The 19879-nt window shown below is 71.1% G+C and carries 18 protein-coding genes and 5 tRNA genes; 13 read left to right on the top strand and 10 right to left on the bottom strand.

Annotation, left to right across the window (positions count from 1 at the left end; all coding sequences use genetic code 11):
- Nucleotides 1-19 precede the first annotated feature (19 nt).
- The 3 genes from G412_RS0122905 to G412_RS0122895 all read right to left on the bottom strand — a co-directional run bounded on the left by G412_RS0122905 (nucleotide 20) and on the right by G412_RS0122895 (nucleotide 278).
- Nucleotides 20-91 (bottom strand) — tRNA-Val (locus G412_RS0122905).
- Nucleotide 92: 1 nt separating this feature from the next.
- Nucleotides 93-166, bottom strand: a tRNA-Cys gene (locus G412_RS0122900).
- A 39-nt stretch (nucleotides 167-205) separates the two neighbouring features.
- Nucleotides 206-278, bottom strand: a tRNA-Gly gene (locus G412_RS0122895).
- Nucleotides 279-422: 144 nt separating this feature from the next.
- Here G412_RS0122895 and G412_RS0122890 point away from each other — a divergent pair.
- From G412_RS0122890 to G412_RS0122880, 3 genes are read left to right on the top strand one after another with little or no spacing between them, the layout of a single operon-like run.
- Complete coding sequence (locus G412_RS0122890; protein WP_028814128.1) at nucleotides 423-1487, top strand: chorismate-binding protein; 1065 nt, start codon at nucleotides 423-425, stop codon at nucleotides 1485-1487.
- Entirely contained in the window at nucleotides 1484-2305 is an 822-nt protein-coding gene (locus G412_RS0122885; RefSeq protein ID WP_028814127.1) for an aminotransferase class IV, read from the top strand. Before G412_RS0122890 ends, G412_RS0122885 begins: the two co-directional genes overlap by 4 nt.
- 53 nt (nucleotides 2306-2358) lie before the next feature.
- Nucleotides 2359-3198 carry a GNAT family N-acetyltransferase gene (locus G412_RS0122880; protein WP_028814126.1) on the top strand — a complete coding sequence of 280 codons (840 nt, stop codon included), beginning with the start codon at nucleotides 2359-2361 and terminating at the stop codon, nucleotides 3196-3198.
- Nucleotides 3199-3210: 12 nt separating this feature from the next.
- Here the strand turns inward: G412_RS0122880 and G412_RS0122875 are convergent, their stop codons facing one another.
- Nucleotides 3211-3717, bottom strand: a complete 507-nt coding sequence (locus G412_RS0122875; RefSeq protein ID WP_028814125.1) for a DsbA family protein — start codon at nucleotides 3715-3717, stop codon at nucleotides 3211-3213.
- Between the two features lie 223 nt (nucleotides 3718-3940).
- On the opposite strand from G412_RS0122875, the gene G412_RS0122870 reads away from it, so the two are divergent.
- Both G412_RS0122870 and G412_RS40275 read left to right on the top strand, forming a co-directional pair.
- Nucleotides 3941-4408, top strand: coding sequence for a hypothetical protein (locus G412_RS0122870; RefSeq protein ID WP_028814124.1), 468 nt, complete (start codon nucleotides 3941-3943; stop codon nucleotides 4406-4408).
- Between the two features lie 151 nt (nucleotides 4409-4559).
- Entirely contained in the window at nucleotides 4560-4712 is a 153-nt protein-coding gene (locus tag G412_RS40275) for a hypothetical protein (RefSeq protein ID WP_167368049.1), read from the top strand.
- A gap of 31 nt (nucleotides 4713-4743) precedes the next feature.
- Here G412_RS40275 and G412_RS0122860 read toward each other — a convergent pair whose 3' ends face one another.
- Both G412_RS0122860 and G412_RS0122855 read right to left on the bottom strand, forming a co-directional pair.
- The gene (locus G412_RS0122860) at nucleotides 4744-5301 is read right to left on the bottom strand and encodes a CGNR zinc finger domain-containing protein (protein WP_028814123.1); all 558 of its coding nucleotides are present in this window, start codon (nucleotides 5299-5301) and stop codon (nucleotides 4744-4746) included.
- Between the two features lie 197 nt (nucleotides 5302-5498).
- Entirely contained in the window at nucleotides 5499-5912 is a 414-nt protein-coding gene (locus tag G412_RS0122855) for an SsgA family sporulation/cell division regulator (RefSeq protein ID WP_003987206.1), read from the bottom strand.
- A gap of 190 nt (nucleotides 5913-6102) precedes the next feature.
- Here G412_RS0122855 and G412_RS0122850 point away from each other — a divergent pair, with 190 nt between their 5' ends.
- Both G412_RS0122850 and G412_RS0122845 read left to right on the top strand, forming a co-directional pair.
- Entirely contained in the window at nucleotides 6103-6558 is a 456-nt protein-coding gene (locus G412_RS0122850; RefSeq protein WP_028814122.1) for a TIGR02611 family protein, read from the top strand.
- Nucleotides 6559-6612: 54 nt separating this feature from the next.
- Nucleotides 6613-6684, top strand: a tRNA-Val gene (locus tag G412_RS0122845).
- Between the two features lie 72 nt (nucleotides 6685-6756).
- On the opposite strand, the gene G412_RS0122840 is transcribed toward G412_RS0122845, so the two are convergent.
- The gene (locus tag G412_RS0122840) at nucleotides 6757-9333 is read right to left on the bottom strand and encodes an SCO7613 C-terminal domain-containing membrane protein (protein ID WP_028814121.1); all 2577 of its coding nucleotides are present in this window, start codon (nucleotides 9331-9333) and stop codon (nucleotides 6757-6759) included.
- 102 nt (nucleotides 9334-9435) lie between these two features.
- Between G412_RS0122840 and G412_RS0122835 the strand changes: the two genes are divergently transcribed.
- Nucleotides 9436-9882, top strand: coding sequence for an SRPBCC family protein (locus G412_RS0122835; RefSeq protein WP_028814120.1), 447 nt, complete (start codon nucleotides 9436-9438; stop codon nucleotides 9880-9882).
- 39 nt (nucleotides 9883-9921) lie between these two features.
- Nucleotides 9922-9993 (top strand) — tRNA-Val (locus tag G412_RS0122830).
- A 62-nt stretch (nucleotides 9994-10055) separates the two neighbouring features.
- Here G412_RS0122830 and G412_RS0122825 read toward each other — a convergent pair.
- Nucleotides 10056-10784 (bottom strand): 3'-5' exonuclease, encoded by a 729-nt coding sequence (locus tag G412_RS0122825; RefSeq protein WP_028814119.1) that lies wholly within the window; start codon nucleotides 10782-10784, stop codon nucleotides 10056-10058.
- Between the two features lie 186 nt (nucleotides 10785-10970).
- Between G412_RS0122825 and G412_RS0122820 the strand changes: the two genes are divergently transcribed.
- From G412_RS0122820 to G412_RS0122805, 4 genes are all read left to right on the top strand, one after another.
- Complete coding sequence (locus G412_RS0122820) at nucleotides 10971-11537, top strand: DUF4365 domain-containing protein (protein ID WP_028814118.1); 567 nt, start codon at nucleotides 10971-10973, stop codon at nucleotides 11535-11537.
- Nucleotides 11537-12781 carry a hypothetical protein gene (locus G412_RS0122815; protein ID WP_028814117.1) on the top strand — a complete coding sequence of 415 codons (1245 nt, stop codon included), beginning with the start codon at nucleotides 11537-11539 and terminating at the stop codon, nucleotides 12779-12781. Before G412_RS0122820 ends, G412_RS0122815 begins: the two co-directional genes overlap by 1 nt.
- A gap of 89 nt (nucleotides 12782-12870) precedes the next feature.
- Entirely contained in the window at nucleotides 12871-14847 is a 1977-nt protein-coding gene (gene thrS / locus G412_RS0122810; protein ID WP_028814116.1) for a threonine--tRNA ligase, read from the top strand.
- Between the two features lie 146 nt (nucleotides 14848-14993).
- Nucleotides 14994-15557, top strand: a complete 564-nt coding sequence (locus G412_RS0122805) for an HIT family protein (protein ID WP_028814115.1) — start codon at nucleotides 14994-14996, stop codon at nucleotides 15555-15557.
- 39 nt (nucleotides 15558-15596) lie between these two features.
- On the opposite strand, the gene G412_RS0122800 is transcribed toward G412_RS0122805, so the two are convergent.
- The gene (locus G412_RS0122800) at nucleotides 15597-17252 is read right to left on the bottom strand and encodes a hypothetical protein (protein ID WP_028814114.1); all 1656 of its coding nucleotides are present in this window, start codon (nucleotides 17250-17252) and stop codon (nucleotides 15597-15599) included.
- Nucleotides 17253-17446: 194 nt separating this feature from the next.
- Nucleotides 17447-19645, bottom strand: coding sequence for an elongation factor G-like protein EF-G2 (locus tag G412_RS0122795; protein ID WP_028814113.1), 2199 nt, complete (start codon nucleotides 19643-19645; stop codon nucleotides 17447-17449).
- Nucleotides 19646-19879: the final 234 nt, after the last annotated feature.

The raw sequence follows: 19879 nt of genomic DNA, 5'->3' as shown, positions 1-19879 counted from the left end.
CCCGTTTCCGGGGATCCAGTGGACGATACTGGGATTGAACCAGTGACCTCTTCCGTGTCAGGGAAGCGCTCTCCCGCTGAGCTAATCGTCCTTGGAGGTGGAGACGGGATTTGAACCCGTGTAGACGGCTTTGCAGGCCGTTGCCTCGCCTCTCGGCCACTCCACCAGGAGTGCATACAGGGGGTCGGGAAGATCCCCCACACCGAGCGGACGACGAGATTCGAACTCGCGACCCTCACCTTGGCAAGGTGATGCTCTACCAACTGAGCCACGTCCGCTTGTCTTACCGGGGCGTTTCCGTGTCCCGGCGACGTGTTGAACTCTAGCGGATTCCGGGGCCAGTACAAAAACGCGTTTGCGCAGCGTGCTGCGCTGCCTCCGCCCCGCCGCAGGTCATCGCGGTCCGCTCTAGACTCGGGGCCGTGCACGACCTTCCCCCTTTGGCCCGCTTCGGCGGCCTTGTCGCCTCCGATCTGCGCGATGTGACCAGCGATCCCGCCGCACTCGACTCCGCCGGCTTCTGGGCCGTCACCGCGGACTTCGAGGGCGGGCTCGTCTGCGCCCGCTTCGGCGACGTACGCACCGAGCCGGTCCCCGCGCCCCTGCCCGGCGCCTGGCGCGGGCCCGCCGCCGGTGACTGGATGTCATCGATGGACCGCGCCGCGTACACAGCCGGTGTACGCCGCATCCGTGAGCACATCGCGGCCGGCGAGGTCTACCAGGCCAACCTCTGCCGCGTACTGACCGCTCCGCTGCCGGACCGCCCCGGCGCCCGCGCCGACGTCGACGCGCTCACCGCCCTGCTGGCCCGGGGCAATCCGGCGCCGTACGCAGGAACGATCCGTCTGCCCGCGCACGGCGTCGAGATAGCCACCGCGTCCCCCGAGCTCTACCTGCGACGCGACGGACGGACCGTCGAGTCGGGGCCGATCAAGGGCACCGGGCGCACGGCCGGTGATCTCCTGGAGAAGGACCACGCCGAGAACGTCATGATCGTGGACCTGGTCCGCAACGACCTTGGGCGGGTCGCCGTCCCCGGCTCCGTGACCGTTCCGGAGCTCTGCGTGGTCGAACCGCACCCCGGCCTCGTCCACCTCGTCTCCACCGTGCGCGCCGAGCTCGCGCCGCGCGCCGGCTGGGCCGAGCTGCTCGCGGCGACGTTCCCGCCCGGCTCGGTGACGGGGGCGCCCAAGTCGAGCGCCCTCACGATCATCGAGGCGCTGGAGACCGCACCGCGCGGTCCGTACTGCGGAGGCATCGGCTGGGTCGACGCCGACCGGGGCACCGGCGAGCTGGCCGTCGGCATACGTACCTTCTGGATCGACCGCACGGCCCCCGGCGGTCCGGTCCTCAGGTTCGGTACGGGCGCGGGCATCACCTGGGGCTCCGACCCCGACCGCGAGTGGGAGGAGACCGAACTGAAGGCCGCCAGGCTCCTCGCGGTAGCGTCGGGCACGTACCGGGAGATGGGAAGGACCGCGTCATGAAACTTTGGGTCGACGGCGGGCTGCAGGATGCGGCGACCGCCAGGGTGTCCGTACTCGATCACGGTCTCACCGTGGGCGACGGCATCTTCGAGACGGTGAAAGCGACCGCGGGACGGACCTTCGCCCTCACCCGGCACCTGGAGCGGCTCGCCCGCTCGGCGCGCGGTCTCGGGCTGCCCGAGCCCGATCTCGACGAAGTACGCCGCGCCTGCGCCGCCGTCCTGGACGCCAACCCCATGAAGCTCGGCCGGCTGCGGATCACCTACACCGGCGGCCTCTCGCCGCTCGGCTCCGAGCGCGGCGACACCGGCCCCACCCTGATCGTCGCCCTGGGGGAGGCAAGCCGCCGCCCCGACAGCACCGCCGTGATCACCGTCCCGTGGACCCGCAACGAGCGCGGCGCACTCACCGGCCTCAAGACGACGTCGTACGCCGAGAATGTCGTCGCCCTGGCCCGCGCCCGCGAACAGGGCGCCTCTGAGGCGCTGTTCGCGAACACCGTCGGACAGCTCTGCGAGGGCACGGGGTCGAATGTCTTCGTCGTTCTCGACGGCCGGCTGCTCACCCCGCCGGTCTCCTCCGGCTGCCTCGCCGGCATCACGCGCGCCCTGGCCGTCGAATGGACGGGCGCCGAGGAGACCGACCTGCCGCTGGACGTACTGGAGCGGGCCGACGAGGTCTTCCTGACCTCCACGCTGCGCGATGTACAGGCGGTGCACCGGATCGACGGCCGCCAACTGCCGGGCGCGCCGGGCCCCGTGACGGCCAAGGCCATGCGCGTCTTCGACGAACGCGCCGCCTCGGACCTGAATCCGTAAAGCGCCGGGAATTTCTGATGACGGGTGGCCGTCAGGCGGGTACAACTCCCCTGATGACCACAACTCTGCGGCCGACAGCGCCGCTTCAGCAGGGCATCGACGGCGCCAGGTCGCGCACGTACGACGTGTGCGTGAACAGCCGCCCGGTAGGCGCCGTCGAGTTGTCCACGGATCCTCGCCACGGGCCCGGCGCCGGTCGTATCGACGGGTTGCGCATCGACGAGGCCGACCGGCGCCGGGGGAGGGCGACGGTCGCCGCGCTCGCGGCCGAGGAGGTGCTGCGCGGCTGGGGATGCCGTCGCGTGGAGATCTCCGTCCCGGCCGGGGCGGTGGCCGCGCGGCGGATGGCCGCCGCGCTCGGCTACACCGAACGCGGCCGCAACATGACCAAACCGCTGCCCGCCCGGCCCCCCGCGCTGCCCGAAGGCATTGTGGGCAGGCGGATGAGCGAAACGGAATTCGAGACCTGGCTCGACCGCGCCAAGGTGGGTTTCGTACGGTCCCTGACCGCGCGCGGCTACTCCGAGGAGGCGGCGCGCGCCAAGGCCGAAGCCGACCACCGGGCCGCTCTCGCCGACGGAATCGACACCCCGGACACCTACCTGGGCGCTCTCGTCCGCGACGGCGCGGTGGTGGGCACGCTGTGGCTGGCACTGCGCCATCCCCGCCCCGGCGAGAGCGGGGCGTACGTCTTCGACGTCGAGGTGGCCGAGGAGTACCGGGGGCAGGGGCTGGGCCGCGCGCTGCTGCTGCTCGCCGAGCGTGAGGCGCTGGCGGCCGGGACCGAACGCATCGGCCTCAACGTCTACGCGGACAACACCCCGGCCCTGCGGCTGTACGAATCACTGGGCTACGAGCCGGTGTCGTACCACCTCTACAAGCGGCTGCTCTGAGACCTGCGCGGGTCAGGCGAGCAGCCGGTCGACGATCTCCTCGATGCGCTCGCGCAGCCCTTCCTGGCTCTTGCCGCCGTCCAGCCGCTCGCCGTCGATGACGTACGTCGGCGTGCCCGTGACGCCGATGGCCTTGCCCTCCGCCTGGTCGGCGTCGACGATCAGGAGGTGCCTGCCGTCGATCAGGGCGGTGTCGAACTCCTCGGCGTCAAGACCCAGTCCGGCCGCGACCTCCAGCAGGAGGGGCTCGCCCTTCGCCGCCAGTTCCTCGGTACGGGCGAGGACCGCTTCCACGTACGGCCATCCCTTGCCCTGGTCGACCGCCTCTTCGGCGGTCTGCGCGGCGGCGTAGGCGTGCTTGTGCTTCTCCAGGGGGAAGTGGCGCAGGCGTACGTCGAGCCGGTCGCCGTAACGCTCACGCAGGGCGCGCACGTCGTCCAGCGCGGCGTGGCAGTCGGGGCACTGGAGCTCGCACCAGATGTCGAGGACGACGGGGCGGGCGGGAGAGGAGTCGGTCATGGGCCCAGTCTCCCAGCCCGGCAGGCGGGCCCCCAACCGGGAGACCGGGAAACCGGGAGACTGCCTGGCGCCGGGAAACCGGGAGGCCGCGAGGCCGGGAAACTGGGACCTGGGGAAGAGGTCTCCCCCGATATGTCCCCGAGGTCGTACGGGGGCGTGGCCTGGGCGGCCCCGTCCGGTGCAGGATGGAGGGGAACGTACACCCCTGGGGCTGGAGGACCGGATGCTGGCAGAGACGATCTGTTCCGCGGCGTCTGCGGCCGGTCTGGGCATCGCCGCGATCACCGCCTACCGCAAGCGGTTCCTGGCCGCGACGCGTATCGCCGCCTACTCGCTGGTGCCGGTCGGCCTGGTGATGACCGGCATCGTCGAGTGGGTTTCGGGCATCGCCTTCAAGCCGGAGGTGTGGGCGGGCTTCGGCCTGCTCGGCCTTTCCTGGCTGCTCTTCATGACGACCCGGATGGTGGAGCGCCGCACCGGCGGCACCCGCAAGGAGCGCAGGGCCGCGCGGGCGGCGCAGCGCGAAGCGGTCGCCCAGCGGGCGTCCGCGCCGGCGCCCGGCGCGGGCCTCCCTGCGGCCGCGCGGCAGAAGCAGCCTCAGCCCGAGGGGGCCAAGCCGCAGCCGAAGGCCACCGGGGCGGACGAGGACTTCAGCGACATCGAAGCGATCCTGAAGAAGCACGGCATCTGAACACGGCCCGGCATGTGAAACCGAAACCTGGCAACTTGCACGCCGAAGCGATCACTCGCAGATCAAGCACGGCCAAGATCTGGGGAACTCCCGCCGCAGGTGGGCGTGTTGGTCGTTGGAGGTGCTCGGGCTGCGTCATGATCGGCCCGAGATGCTGGACACATCCCGGGGCGAAGCCCCCGCACCCACCGAAGAACCGCGCGGCTGCCTCTTCGCGCTTTCCCAGCCACCCCTGATGATCTTCCTCGGGGTGATCGGCTTCCTGCTGCTGATGGCCGCGATGCACGACCTCTTCCTGCTGTGAGGCCCGCGTGCCCCGCGTTCCCCGCCGTGCCTCAGCCCGCGGCTTCCTTACGCCGGGCCCGGTACGCCGCCACATGCAGCCGGTTCCCGCAAGTGCGGCTGTCGCAGTAGCGGCGCGACCGGTTGCGCGACAGGTCGACGAAGGCCCGCCGGCAGTCCGGCGCCTCGCAGCGGCGCAGTCGTTCCTGCTCGCCGGAGACCACGATGAACGCCAGCGCCATCCCGCAGTCCGCCGCGAGATGGTCGGCGACCGAGGCGCCCGGCGCGAAGTAGTGCACGTGCCAGTCGAAGCCGTCGTGGTCGGTCAGCCGCGGCGTGGTGCCGGCCGCCGCCACGAGCTGGTTGATCAGCTCCGCGCAGGTGCGGGGGTCGAGCGCCGCGAACACGTCCGCGAAGCGCCCTCGCACGTCCCGTACGGCCCTGAGATCCGCCTCGGTGAGCGTTCCGACGTCGCTGACGTGATGGAGCCGCACGAAGCCGTACAGCGCCTCGAGGTCGGCGAGCCGGTCGCCCTGGTCACTCTCCGGCGCCGTGTTCACGAGATCGACGACGACGTCGAGGGCGCGCCTGGTGTCGTGGGGGATCAGCACGATTCGCTCCCTGGCCTGCTGCGGGCGGGCGCCCGCAGATGCCGGTCGACTTTAGCGGCTCGTGCGCGCGGCGCACCGGCGCCGTCCCCGCGGTGGATCCGCGGGGACGGCGCCGGTGTCTACCGTGTTCCGTATGCAGTTGTCCGCCCCGCGCCGTCGCCCCGAGTCGGACGGCGTCGGGTGGCTCTCGGCCTGGCTCAGTTCTCCGCCAGGATGTGTGAGAGTTCCGTGTCGAGATCGAAGTGACGATGCTCGGTGCCCGGTGGTACCGCGGCGTCCGTCCGCTTCAGGAACGACTCCAGTGCCCGCGCCGGGGCTTCGAGCAAGGCTTCTCCTTCCGGGGAGCTCAGAGCGATGCACACAACGCCCTGGCCATGACTGCGGGACGGCCAGACTCTGACGTCGCCGGTACCGGTGGGCCGGTGAAGGCCCTCGGCGAGGAGATCGCGGGCGAACACCCACTCGACGGTTTCCTCGGCTCCGGTGTGGAAGGTGGCATGCACGGCGTAGGGATCGGCCGTGTCATACCGCAGGCCCGCGGGTACAGGCAGTGATGACTCGCTCGACACTACGAGGCGCAGGTGCAGCTCGCAGCTGACCGTGGTGTTCATAAGCGCCAGGGCCTTTCGCTCAGTGTGCGCTCGGGGATTCGCACGTCGGCGAAATCGACATGCCACCTACGGTGTCGTTGTAAACCCCTCTGACCTTTTTGTGGCTCTTCAGGTACCCCTTACGGCGGAGTAATGCTTGAGGCGGTACGACCATTCCGGCCATGCGATTCCGTCCGGTAGGTTGGGCCTCATGAATGCGGAGAGTAACGAGCGGGAAGAAGTCGTCGATCCGGCGGCCACAGCGCCCGCCACGGGGGGCGTCACCGGGGACGAGCGAGAGCTGGGTTCGCGGGCGCCGCAGATCATCAAGCGCCACCGGACGCTCCACCTGAGCTGGCAGGTCGGCGTGTTCGTCATCGGCCTGGCGGTCGTGGCGGCGGGCATCGTCATGCTCCCACTGCCGGGACCCGGCTGGCTGGTGATCTTCGGCGGCATGGCGATCTGGGCGACGGAGTTCGTGTGGGCGCAGCTCGTGCTGCGCTGGACGAAACGGAAAGTCACCGAGGCGGCCCACAAAGCGCTCGATCCCAAGGTCCGCCGGCGCAACATGATCCTCACCACGATCGGACTGGTGATCGTCGCCGTACTGGTCGGGATCTACGTCTGGAAGTTCGGCCTCGCGATGCCGTGGAACATCGAGCAGTGACCGGTAAACGGTTCGGGGGACCCGCTGACATGGGGTAATGTTTGCGGAGCGCCGGGGCGATTAGCTCAGTGGGAGAGCGCTTCGTTCACACCGAAGAGGTCACTGGTTCGAACCCAGTATCGCCCACCCGGACCGAAGGCCCGGAAGACGAAAGTCTTCCGGGCCTTCGCCGTTCCCGGGGGCCGGGAACGGCGGTCCTCAGCGCATCCGGCCCATACTCTCCCGCAGCCGGCGCGCGTCGCGCAGGCGCTGCTCGTACGTCGCGCCGACCGCCAGCAGCAGCAGGCCCGCGACGGCCGGCGGCAGCCAGCGGGGGAGAGCTCCGACCACTTGGACGACGTACGGCGCGAGCTCGTGCAGCGTGACCAGGGCGAGTGCGGCGGACCCCAGAACCAGCGGGGCCTGGAGCCGGTGCCTGGCGCCTGTGAGGGTCACGGCCAGGGCCGCCGCCCCGAGGAGCAGCGGGCGCAGCCAGTGCTGGTCGCCCCAGGCGGCGATCAGGCTCGGCAGGAGGGTCGCGGCGAGTCCGGGACCGTACGCCGTCCAGGACGAGGCCGCGGGGTCGCGGCGCCGCCGCAGTACGCCGGTCACCAGCGCCGGGACGGTGACCGGCAGGGTGTACGCCTCGGGCGTGACCACGTCCGAGGCGCCGAGGCGGACCCAGGTGGCCAGCACGAAGAGCACGGCCGCCGCGTAACCGGCCGGGCGCCGGTCGGCCCGTACGGCCGTGCCCGCCGCGATGACACCGCACAGGGCCAGGACCAGGGCGAGGACCGGCGCGTGGCCCGCCGCGAGCCCGATCGCGAGCAGCCCGGCCCCGGCGCCCGCGATCTCCAGGGGCAGGGCGGTGATGTGCCCACGGATACGGGCGGCGAGCACGGCGACCGCCGTGGGGACGGTGAGGACCGCCAGGGCGGCCTGGTGCGGCGCGAGTTCGCAGGAGGCGGCGACGGCGCCGGTCAGCCCGGTCGCGTACACGACGGCCGCCACGGCGGCCACCGGTGGTGTGACGGATCCCTTCGCGAGCACGGCGGCCGCACCGAACAGCGGCAGCAGGACGCCGAGCACGGCGAGGGTGGCGGCCTGCGCGGCCAGGGACAGCAGCGAGACGGACACCGCCGACGCGAGAGCGCAGGCGAGCGCGGTGAGCGCGAGCGGCGCGCCGGGCGGCGTGGCGGCGCCGGTGAGGGCCGGGCGTACCGCCAGGGCAAGGGGCGCGGCGGTCAGCAGCACGTACAGCGTTACGGCCGCCGGGTAGCCGAAGCCGAGCGCGGCCGGGGTGGCGTACGCCGCCGCCCACGCCAGGGCCAGGGCCGCGCAGGCCGCCGGGCTCCGCCAGGAGCCGGGAGCGGTCGGACGGCGCCCCGCCGCGACGGCGACGGCGACGCCGGCGACGGTCAGCAGTACCAGTGGAGCGGCGGCCGTCCAAGGCCACGGGGATTCGGAGGACAACGCCTCACGGACGCCGGCCGGGGCGCCGGACCAGGCACGCTCCACCTGAGCGACGGGACCCAGCAGGATCACAGCGACCGGCGGCAGCGCCCACAGGGTGCCCGCGGCCAGCACGGCACCGGACGAACCGGCCAGACCCAGCGCCATGGCCCGCGGCAGACCCGCCCGTACGACGGCCAGCAGGGCCACGGCGCACAGCACGTACACGGGCACCGCCCACGCCCCCGGAACGGCGGGACGCAGCACACCGCCCACGGCGGCCAGCACAGCGAGCCCGGCCACGGCGGAGGACGCGACGGCGTGCGGCGACCGTCCGACGGCCTGCGACGGCGCGGGGGCGTGCGGCGCGGGGGTCCCGTTCTCCGGTGACGGTGTCGCCGTCTGTGATGTGGGTGTTCCGCCCGCTGCCGGTGCGGCGGGCTGTGGGGCACGGGCCGGGGTCCGCCAGGCGGCGAACAGGGCCAGGGCTGCGATCGCCAGCAGCAGTACGCCCGGACGCAGCGCGTCGGAGAAGTTGGCCGCCGCCAGCGACATGGCGCCGGCGCTGAGCAGCGCCCCCGCACCCGTCAGCCACGCTCCGGCGCAGGCCGGCGTGCGCACCCGCCGCGTACCCCACAGAGCCACGGCGACATCGAACGCGGCCGTCGCCAGCAGAGCCCAGGTGAGCGTCAGCGGACCCGCGTCGGCCGCCAGCGCCCCGAGGACCAGCGGGAGTTGAGCGGCGATCAATGCGGCGGGCAGGGGCAGTCGCAGCCGGCCGAAGCCCAGACCGTACGCCGCCCAGAGGGCCGCCAGCGCCGCCGAGCTGATCGCGGTGTACGCGGTGTACGCGAGACCGTCCGTGTCCGGCGCCGCCACGCGGTGCACGGCGTACGCGTCGAGCACCGTGAGGGCGAGGCCGAGCGCGGCCACCGACTCCGCGGTCGAGACGAGCCCGCGGCGCAGCAGCAGGACCGGCGCGGCCAGCGCCAGGGCCGTCACCGCGCCCAGCACCGCCGCGCGGCCGCCGATGCCCATGTGGCCCCAGCTCACCAGCGTGAACGCGACCGCTGCGATCGTCAACAGGATGCCGCCGAGGGTCAGCAGCACGTTCTGCGCACTGCGCGGCGAGGCGTCCCGTGGGGCGCGCGGGGTCTGCGGCGCGTGGCCGGCGCCGAAAGCCGGAGCGGGCGGCGAGAAGGGGTTCTGCGGCGCGACGGCCTGCTGCATGACACTCAGCAGCCAGGCCCTGCGGGCCAGCAACTGGGCGCGACGGGCTTCGATGTGTCCCAGTTCGCGGTCGAGGATCACCAATTCCTCGGCGGGCGGTGGTGCGTTCTCCATGGTCAGGAGTGTGGCGCCCGACACACACCACCGCATGGGCGCGGATACTCAGATCACCGGTGAGTACGCATGGACCCGCGTATCGCGCGCAGACTTGAGGGCATGGACTGGAACCATTACCGCTTCCGCAGCGTGTGGGACCTGCCCGCCCCGCCCGGCGCCGTCTACACCGCGCTGGAACAGGTCGACGCGTACCCCAAGTGGTGGTCACAGGTGCGGCGGGTCACGCGCCTCGACGACAGCACCGGCATCGTCCGGGTGCGTTCCTTCCTGCCGTACGCACTCGAATTCACCGTTCACGCGACGAAGCGCGCACCGGAAACCGGCGTACTGGAAGTGGCCATGACCGGCGACATGGACGGCTGGGCGCGCTGGACCGTGCGGCCGCGCGGCAGCGGCGGCACACGCGCCGTCTACGAGCAGGAAGTGGAGATGCGCAAGACACTGGTGCGCCGGTTCGCCGTACCCGGGCGCCCGTTGCTCATCGCCAATCACGCGCTGATGATGCGGGGCGGGCGGCGCGCGCTGGCGGCCGCCCTCGCGGTTTGAACCGACCCCGTGCGGGGTTGTATGGTTCAGTCCGTTCCCGGGCGATTAGCTCAGTGGGAGAGCGCTTCGTTCACACCGAAGAGGTCACTGGTTCGAAACCAGTATCGCCCACCCGGCGAAGGCCGGTCCGTCCCAGACGGACCGGCTTTTTCGCGTGCCCGTACGCCGCCCGCTCAGGCGGCCGCCGCCGGAATCTCGGGACGCAGCGGCCACGCCGGATTCACCGCCTCCTCCGACCCGTTGCGCGCGAACCACGCCTGCAGACCGCGCGCCTGCGCCGCGTGCCACACCGCCTGAAGGGTGTGCAGCTCGGCGGGCGAAAGCCGCTCCAGACGCGTGGCGAACCGGCGGCCCAGCGCGCGTACGACCTCCAGTGAGGCCGTCGCGTCGGCGACCGCGTCGTGCGCGCCGTCCAACTCCACCTCGTACTGCGCGCACAGGTCGGTGAGCGTACGGCGTCCCTTGCGGTAGCGGTCCAGATGCTTGTCCAGTACGCGCGGATCCAGCACGCACAGCGGACGGCTGTCCAGGTAGCGCGTCAGCGACGACGCCCGGTGGCGCCTCAGCTCGCGGTCCAGCAGCGTCAGATCGAACGGCGCGTTCATCACCACCAGCGGCCGGCGGGCGATGCTCTGCTCGGCGAGGCCCCTGGCTATCTCCTCCACCACCGGCGCGGGCCAGCGGCCGTTGCGCTGCAGGTGATCGTCCGTCAGGCCGTGGATCTCCGTCGCCTCCGGGGGCACCGGAATCCCCGGATTCACCAGCCAGCGTGTCGCCCGTACCCGCCCGCCCGGCGCCTCCTGCACGACCAGCGCGGCAGAAACGATGCGGTCCTCCTCGACATCCACGCCCGTCGTCTCGGTGTCGAACGCGGCCAGGGGTCCTTCGTACCAGCACGTCATGTCGAACTCCTCTTGCTCCCTTGGCAGATGGCGTGCGTCCCCTGCCCGAACCGGTGATACCCGGCTCGTTTGTGCGGTACGCCGTTTGCGGGACAGGCAGAGCGGAGACAACACAGGTGACGGCACGGGAGGTTGACGGACCGTCGCGGGAAATGATCGGCACAGCCCGGAAGGCACACGTCTGCCATGGCGCTCACGCAGCCCGAACCGGGCGGGCTGCTGCCCGAGCGGATCGCACCGCTGCGCGGCGGACTCGCCACCACCGCCTGCATGGAGACTCTTCAGGTGGGCTATCTGCACGCGGTCGCGGCGGCCGCGGGATGCTCGCTCTCACAGCCGTTTCCGGACAACGGCATCGACTGGCACGTGAGTCACAACGCTCCCGAGCACACCGTCGATGACGAAGTCACCATCAAGGTGCAGCTCAAATGCACCTACCAGATCTCACCGCACCCAGCGGGGGGCGCCTTCTCCTTCACGCTCGACAACGCGCATTTGGAGAAGCTCGCCCGCAGCCCGGTGGCGGTGCACAAGATCCTGGTCGTGATGCTCGTACCGCGCAGCCAGGAGGACTGGCTGCGCGCCGGCCACGACCGCCTCGACCTGCGGCACTGCTGCTACTGGACCAACCTGGCCGGACACCCGGTGACGGGCAGGCGCAGGACAACTGTGCGGATCCCGACCTCGCGGATATTCGACGACCGAGCACTCTGCGAGATCATGACCCGGGTCGGGGTGGGAGGGAGACCCTGATGCAGCACCGGCCGATCGACGAGCCCGTACGACCACACCCGAGCACGGAGCCCGACAGCGGCTTCGCGGCGGGCCCCGGCGTCTGGGACGCCGGCGAGGGGCCCGACCCCGCCCGCGTGGACCCCGCCGTACTCGCCGTACTGCTCGCCCGGCACGGCTGGCGGCGGCGCGGGGGAGCGGCGGGCCGCTACGCGCGCTGGACACCGCCCGGCCCTTCCGGCGGCGGTACGAGCCTGCTCGTACCGGAGAGCAGGGCGTTCCCCGACAGCGACGATCTCCTCGGCGAGGCACTGACCGCGCTCGCCCGCTGCCCCGCGCCCTCGGCGCGTGAGGTGCTCGTCTCGCTCGCCGTGCCGAGCGACGAGATCAGGTGGGTGCGCGACGTACCGGAAGGCCCTTCAGGAGCCGCCTCGTGGACCGCGCAGGAGCAACTGCGCTCGGCGGCGCGCCAGATGCTCCTCGCCGCGGCGCTCGCCGCGCGCGGGCGCGCCGGATACTACGGCGCGCGGCACCGGAGGCAGGCACAGGCGTCCCTGGAGGGCGTACTGGTAGGGCCGGCGCCCGGCGGGCGCGCACTCACGGCGTTCGTACCGGTGGAGGCCGGCCGCCGGGCCGTCGTGCGGCTGCACCACGCCCTGCACGCCGCGCGCGAGGCCGTCGACTACCAGCGGGCGACCGGGGGCATGGAGGCCTTCGACTCGGCGGTCGAGGCCGGGGTGAGCCGCGAGCTGACGGACGCGGTCATCGCGCTGGTGCACGGCTCGGAGGGCGCGCGGATCGGCCTGGAGTGGTCGCCGGCCGCCGGTGTGCCGCAGGGGTGCGCGGCGCATCCCGAGGCGGTGGAGTTCTCGCCCGGCGACCTGCCGGCGCTGCGCGAGGCGGGCGCGCGCTACACGCTCGGCGAGCCGCCCATGGCGGTACGGATCACGGGCACGGTCGTACGGATGCGCCGCTCGGGGCCCGGCGGACCCGGCACGGTGCGGCTGCGGGTCCTGGCGGGCGCGGAGGTGCCGCACGTACGGATGGTGCTCGACGAGGAGGCGTACCGGATAGCGGGCCACGCCCACCTGGTCGGGCTGCCCATCCGGGTCCACGGGCAGCTGGAGAGCCGGGGCGGCTTCCGGCGGCTCACAGGTGCGCGGAGCGTGGTGCCCGTGCAGGTGGACGACGCCGAGCGGGACCGGCTGATGAAGTCCCTCCAGGAGAACCTGGACTTTTTCGAGGAGGCGTGCGGCGGGGATTAACCGTTTCGCGATGGGGACGCGGGGCTCGGTACAGTAAGGCACTACGCGCGCAATCTTTTATGCGCACCCCCCTCAGTCAGGAGAGACCGGTGTCAGACGTCCGTGTGTTCATCCAACGCGATTCCGAGCGGGAAGAGCGCGTGGTGACGACGGGCACTACGGCGGCCGAACTCTTCCCCGGCGAGCGCACCGTCGTCGCCGCGCGCGTGGCCGGCGAGCTGAAGGACCTGGCGTACGTCGTCGCGGACGGCGAGGAGGTCGAGCCGGTCGAGATCTCCTCCGAGGACGGCCTGAACATCCTGCGCCACTCGACCGCGCACGTCATGGCACAGGCCGTGCAGGAGCTCTTCCCCGAGGCGAAGCTCGGCATCGGCCCCCCGGTCAAGGACGGCTTCTACTACGACTTCGACGTCGAGAAGCCGTTCACGCCCGAGGATCTCAAGGCCATCGAGAAGAAGATGCAGGAGATCCAGAAGCGGGGACAGCGCTTCTCGCGCCGCGTCGTCACCGACGAGGCCGCGCGCGAGGAGCTGGCGGACGAGCCGTACAAGCTGGAGCTCATCGGCATCAAGGGCTCCGCGTCGACCGACGACGGTGCGAACGTCGAGGTGGGCGGCGGCGAGCTGACCATCTACGACAACCTCGACGCCAAGACCGGTGACCTGTGCTGGAAGGACCTCTGCCGGGGTCCGCACCTGCCGACCACCCGGAACATTCCCGCCTTCAAGCTCATGCGCAACGCCGCCGCCTACTGGCGCGGCAGCGAGAAGAACCCGATGCTCCAGCGCATCTACGGCACCGCGTGGCCGTCGAAGGACGAGCTGAAGGCGCACCTGGAGTTCCTCGCCGAGGCCGAGAAGCGCGACCACCGTAAGCTCGGCAGTGAGCTGGACCTCTTCTCCATCCCCGAGCAGATCGGCTCCGGCCTCGCGGTCTTCCACCCCAAGGGCGGCATCATCCGCCGGGTCATGGAGGACTACTCGCGCCGCCGGCACGAGGAGGAGGGGTACGAGTTCGTCTACACCCCGCACGCGACCAAGGGGAAGCTCTTCGAGACCTCGGGTCACCTGGACTGGTACGCCGACGGCATGTACCCGCCCATGCAGCTCGACGAGGGCACGGACTACTACCTCAAGCCCATGAACTGCCCGATGCACAACCTGATCTTCGACGCGCGGGGCCGGTCCTACCGTGAACTGCCGCTGCGCCTCTTCGAGTTCGGGACCGTGTACCGGTACGAGAAGTCGGGCGTCGTGCACGGCCTGACCCGCGCGCGGGGCTTCACCCAGGACGACGCGCACATCTACTGCACCAAGGAGCAGATGGCGGAGGAGCTCGACCGTACGCTCACCTTCGTCCTCGGGCTGCTGCGCGACTACGGCCTGACCGACTTCTACCTGGAGCTGTCCACCAAGGACCCGGAGAAGTTCGTCGGCTCGGACGAGATCTGGGAAGAGGCCACCGAGACGCTGCGGCAGGTGGCCGAGAAGCAGGGGCTGCCGCTGGTGCCGGACCCGGGCGGCGCCGCCTTCTACGGCCCGAAGATCTCGGTCCAGGCCCGCGATGCCATCGGCCGTACGTGGCAGATGTCGACCGTCCAGCTCGACTTCAACCTGCCGGAGCGCTTCAACCTGGAGTACACCGGCCCCGACGGCAGCAAGCAGCGTCCGGTGATGATCCACCGCGCACTGTTCGGCTCCATCGAGCGGTTCTTCGCGGTGTTGCTCGAGCACTACGCGGGTGCGTTCCCGGTGTGGCTGGCTCCGGTGCAGGCGGTCGGCATCCCGATTGGCGACGCGCACATTCCGTACCTTCAGGAGTTCGCCGCCGAGGCGAAGAAGAAGGGGCTGCGGGTCGAGGTGGACGCCTCCTCTGACCGTATGCAGAAGAAGATCCGCAACCAGCAGCGCAACAAGGTACCGTTCATGATCATCGTCGGCGACGAGGACATGAGCGCCGGCACGGTGTCGTTCCGCTACCGCGACGGGTCCCAGGAAAATGGCATCCCGCGTGACCAGGCGCTGGCGAAGCTCGTTGACGTGGTGGAGCGCCGGGTGCAGGTGTGACGCGGTCCCCGCGTAAGCGGGGGTGATCCGGACGCTATCGGTCGCACATGACAGATGCCGACCAGTTCCCCGCACGCGCGGGGGTTTTCGAGGGGCGGTCCCATCCGGGGCTGCCCCTCGCCGCTTGTCCTGCCACGCCAGGGAATATGCTGGCCCGCATGACCATTGAGCCGGAGCAGCAGATCGGAGTCGGGACGCCGGACGCGTTCCAGCGCCTGTGGACGCCCCACCGGATGGCGTACATCCAGGGGGAGAACAAGCCGACCGGTCCGGGGGCCGGGGACGGCTGCCCGTTCTGCTCGATTCCGGCGAAGTCCGACGAGGACGGGCTGGTCATCGCACGCGGTGAGCGGGTGTACGCGGTGCTGAACCTCTACCCGTACACCGGCGGGCACCTGATGGTCGTCCCGTACCGCCACGTCGCCGACTACACGGACCTGGACGACGCCGAGACCGCCGAGCTCGCTTCCTTCACCAAGCGCGCGGTGGCGGCGCTGCGTACCGCCTCCGGGGCGCAGGGGTTCAACATCGGGATGAACCAGGGCGCCGTCGCCGGGGCGGGCATCGCGGCGCATCTGCACCAGCACGTGGTGCCGCGCTGGGGCGGGGACACGAATTTCATGCCGGTCGTGGGGCACACGAAGGTGCTGCCGCAGCTGCTGGGGGACACCCGCAAGATGCTGGCCGACGCCTGGCCCGCAGCGAACTGACCGGGCCGCCCCTCCCGGTCTCCCGGCCCCCGGGCCGCGTCACGCGTCGTACACGTCGGCCTTCCTCGGTGCCGCGTCCTGGATGAGGCCGCTGAGGACCAGCGAGCGGTTGCTGAAGCGGTCGGTGTCCACGCCGTGGTCGTCGAGCACGCGGATGGCCGCCGCGTGGACGACGCGCAGTACGGGCGTGGCCGCGCGCATCGCGTCGTCGGCCATGAAGCGGTGCCGCCAGGGCTTCTCGGCCCAGGCGTGCCGCAGGCCGAAGGGCTCGGGGAGCGTGATCTTGCCGCCGAAGTAGTCGAGGAGCGGCGGGAACCAGGTGAACGGTGCGCGGACGGCCAGGCGTACCACTTCGTTGGCGTCGACGAGCGGCAGCTTCTTGTCCACCGTCTCCCAGAACTTGACCGGCTTGCTGACGGTCACCGTCTTGGCCGCCGGCTTTGTGGTGAAGAGGGAGTGGACCGGGCCCAGGGCGTGGCCCGTGACCTCGATGCGCAGCGTCTCGTGCAGCACGGTGACGGTGATCAGCATGGTGATGATCAGCTGGCCGTCCCAGAGCGTGAACTGAACGCCCAGATAGTGGCGGTTTCCGGCGCCGAACTGCTGCTCGTTGCAGATCCGCTGTATCTCGTGGCCCTTGATCTGGTACGCGTCGACGTCCTGGCCGCCGGGCCTGGTCACCTCGCCCGCGTTCTCACCGATCGGGGCGACGATCCAGTGCCGTACGGAGGGTTTGGGGAAGCCACCGGTGTGCAGGGGGCCGCGCTCCAGCATGCGCAGCTGGTCGTGGATGGCGCGTACGACGTCCCAGCTGCGGAATCCGTGGATCTCCTTGCCGGCTTCGCGCGGTACGAGCTCCTCGGCGAGCTGCCAGCTGCCCCAGCGGGTGCCCATGCCGAGTATTCCCTTGGGTCCCGCGTAGAAGACCGAGTTGCTGTACTGCTCGGCGGTGAGCTTGGCGAGCGACTGGCGCAGCTGCTCGGCGGCGGACTCGTTGGGGTCGCGTGGTACGGCTTCGGGAATCTTGGCGCCCACGCCGCCGCCCGACAGCAGACTCTCCCAGCGGGTCCGCATGTCCTGGGCCGTGGACTCGCTGATCCGCTTGGCCCACAGCCAGCCGATGATGGGCGCGACGAGCATCGCCCGCAGGTAGAGCGCCCAGAATCCGCCGAAGGGCAGTTTGATGAGGGCGAGCACGAGGAGACCGCCGAGGGCGACCAGTGCGGTGGTGGCGAGCGCGCCGGCCCGCTTGTCCTTGGAGCCCGCGATCGTACGGCGCAGCTGGAAGACGCCCAGCCAGACGAGCAGTCCCGGCAGGAACAGCAGGCCGAACAGCGCCATGATGCCGGTGAGCTTGGCGTCCCTTTCCTTGCGGATGCGGGTCGCCGCGAGGCAGTGCTCGACGACGGTCTGCGGTTCGGTGCCGAAGGACTGGATGAGCGCCTTGCGGGCCCCGCCGAGCATGCGCACCTGTACGGCGCGGGAGAAGGCCTCGCCCAGGTTCGGTTCGAGGAGGGAGAGCTTGCCCTTCTTCACCTCGGACTTGTGCCATTCGCTGTTGGTCTTGAGGATCTCGGTGACCGGGCTGTCGCGGTACGCCGCCGAGGCGAGCGCCTGCGTCGCCGCCGTCTGGCCCGCGGAGCCCTGGAGCGGGACCTGCGCCCCCGGTGAGAAGTCGAACCCGTCATCCGCCACTGCTGCCCCCATCGCCGCACGCAACCGCTCCTGCGGCCTCTGCCCAACTGCCGTGCCCCGCACACCTTGTGAGCCGGGGCGCCCGGAGCGTCCAGCGTATCCGCCGTGTCCAGGGATGATCCAGGGTGACTCTGCCCGTGGTGGGGCGGTGAAATGCCGCCCGCCGCAAGTAAATTGGGCGGGCGGTCTGTCAATTATGTTCCGCTTTCCGCCTGTTCGCGGATCTTGCCCGCGAGCTGGGGCGGCATCGGTTCGTGGCGGGCGTACGAGCGGCTGAACCGTCCGGTGCCGTGCGAGACCGACCGCAGGTCCAGGGCGTACCGTCCGAGTTCGATCTCCGGCACCTCGGCCCGTACGAGCGTGCGCCCGTGCCCCGCCTGCTCGGTTCCCACCACGCGCCCCCGCCGTCCCGACAGGTCGCTCATCACCGGCCCCACGTACTGGTCCGGCACCAGCACCAGCACCTCGGCGACCGGCTCCAGGAGGTGGATCTTCGCCTCGGCCGAGGCCTCGCGCAGTGCCAGCGCGCCCGCCGTCTGGAACGCCGCGTCGGAGGAGTCGACCGAGTGGGACTTCCCGTCGGTCAGCGTGACACGTACGTCCACGAGCGGATAGCCGGCCGCGACCCCGCGCGCCGCCTGGGCGCGTACGCCCTTCTCGACGGACGGGATGAACTGGCGTGGTACCGCGCCTCCGACGACCTTGTCGACGAACTCGATGCCGCTCCCCGGCGGCAACGGCTCCACTTCGATCTCGCAGATCGCGTACTGCCCGTGGCCACCGGACTGCTTCACGTGCCGCCCGCGGCCGAACGCCTGCGCCCCGAACGTCTCGCGCAGCGACACCTTGTGCGGTACGACGTCCACCCGCACCCCGTACCGGCTGCGCAGCCGCTCCAGCGCCACGTCCCGGTGAGCCTCGCCCAGGCACCACAGCACCAGCTGACGGGTGTCCTGGTTCTGCTCCAGGCGCATCGTCGGGTCCTCGGCGACCAGCCGCGCGAGCCCCTGGGAGAGCTTGTCCTCGTCGGCCTTGCTGTGGGCCTGGATGGCGAGCGGCAGCAGCGGGTCGGGCATGGTCCACGGTTCCATCAGCAGCGGGTCGTCCTTCGAGGACAGGGTGTCCCCGGTCTCGGCCCGCATCAGTTTCCCGACGCTGGCGATGTCACCCGCGATGCAGCGGTTCATGGTGCGCTGCTGCTTGCCGAAGGGCGAGGACAGGGAGCCGATCCGCTCCTCCACGTCGTGGTCCTCGTGGCCCCGGTCCGTGAGGCCGTGCCCCGACACGTGCACCGTCTCGTCGGGCCGCAGCGTGCCGGAGAAGACCCGCACCAGGCTGACCCGCCCGACGTACGGGTCGGACGCCGTCTTGACGACCTCGGCGACCAGCGGCCCGTCGGGGTCGCAGGTGACCGGCGGGCGCGGACGGCCGTCCGGTGTGGTGACGGCGGGCGCCTCGCGCTCGGCGGGGGTCGGGAAACCGCCCGTGATCAGCTCCAGCAGCTCGATCGTGCCGATGCCCTCGCGGTTGCCCTCCGTCGCCGGCGCGGCGGCGAGTACCGGGTGGAAGGTGCCGCGTGCCACGGCCCGTTCCAGGTCTTCGACGAGCGTCTTGTAGTCGATCTCCTCGCCGGCGAGGTAGCGGTCCATGAGGGTCTCGTCCTCGCTCTCGGCGATGATCCCCTCGATCAGCCGGTCGCGGGCGGCCGCGATCCGGGGCAGCTGCTCCTCGTCCGGCGGTGTCTCCTTGCGCTCGCCGGAGGAGTAGTCGAAGACCCGCTGCGACAGCAAGCCGACGAGCCCCTCGACCGGGGCGTGGCCGTCGGGTCCCCGGGGTCCGTACAGCGGCAGATACAGCGGCAGTACGGCGTCGGGGTCGTCGCCGCCGAAGGTCTGCGCGCAGACCCGGGTCATCTCGTCGAAGTCGGACCTGGCCGCTTCGAGGTGGGTGAAGACGATGGCCCGCGGCATGCCGACCGCGGCGCACTCCTCCCACAGCATCCGGGTCGCGCCGTCCACGCCGTCCGAGCCCGAGACGACGAAAAGGGCCGCGTCCGCCGCTCGCAGACCGGCCCGCAGTTCCCCGACGAAGTCGGCGTATCCGGGAGTGTCGATCAGATTGATCTTTATGCCGCCCCATTCGACGGGGAGCAGCGACAGCTGCACCGAGCGTTGCTGCCGGTGCTCGATCTCGTCGTAGTCGGAGACGGTCGCGCCGTCCTCGACGCGGCCCGCCCTGTTGACCGCTCCCGTCGCCAGCGCGAGGGCCTCGGCCAGGGTGGTCTTTCCGGAGCCGCTGTGGCCGACCAGCACCACGTTGCGTACGGACGAGGGCCGGTCGGCCGCCGCTGCCCTGCCGGCGGCTCCGGGGTGTGATTGCGTCTTTTCGCCCATGATCCTTGCCTCCCAGTTCGAGCACGGTGAGGAGAGGGGGCGCGGACATGTGGGAGCCGCAGTGACGAGGCGACACCAGTGACGCCCGCGGTCATTCGAGCTTTCCACTCCAGCCACGGCGCGTCCATACGTAGGTCGCCACCGACAGGCGGCAGGAGCCCCGTCACGGCCCGGCGATGCCCCGGCGGTGCCGGAGGCCGGTCGTCGATACGATGGGCCAGCCGGCAGCCATAG

The organism is Streptomyces flavidovirens DSM 40150, assembly GCF_000429085.1.
GTDB classification, from domain to species: domain Bacteria; phylum Actinomycetota; class Actinomycetes; order Streptomycetales; family Streptomycetaceae; genus Streptomyces; species Streptomyces flavidovirens.
The sequence above is the reverse complement of the archived record's forward strand: the minus strand, read 5'-3'. Positions and strand labels throughout refer to the sequence as shown.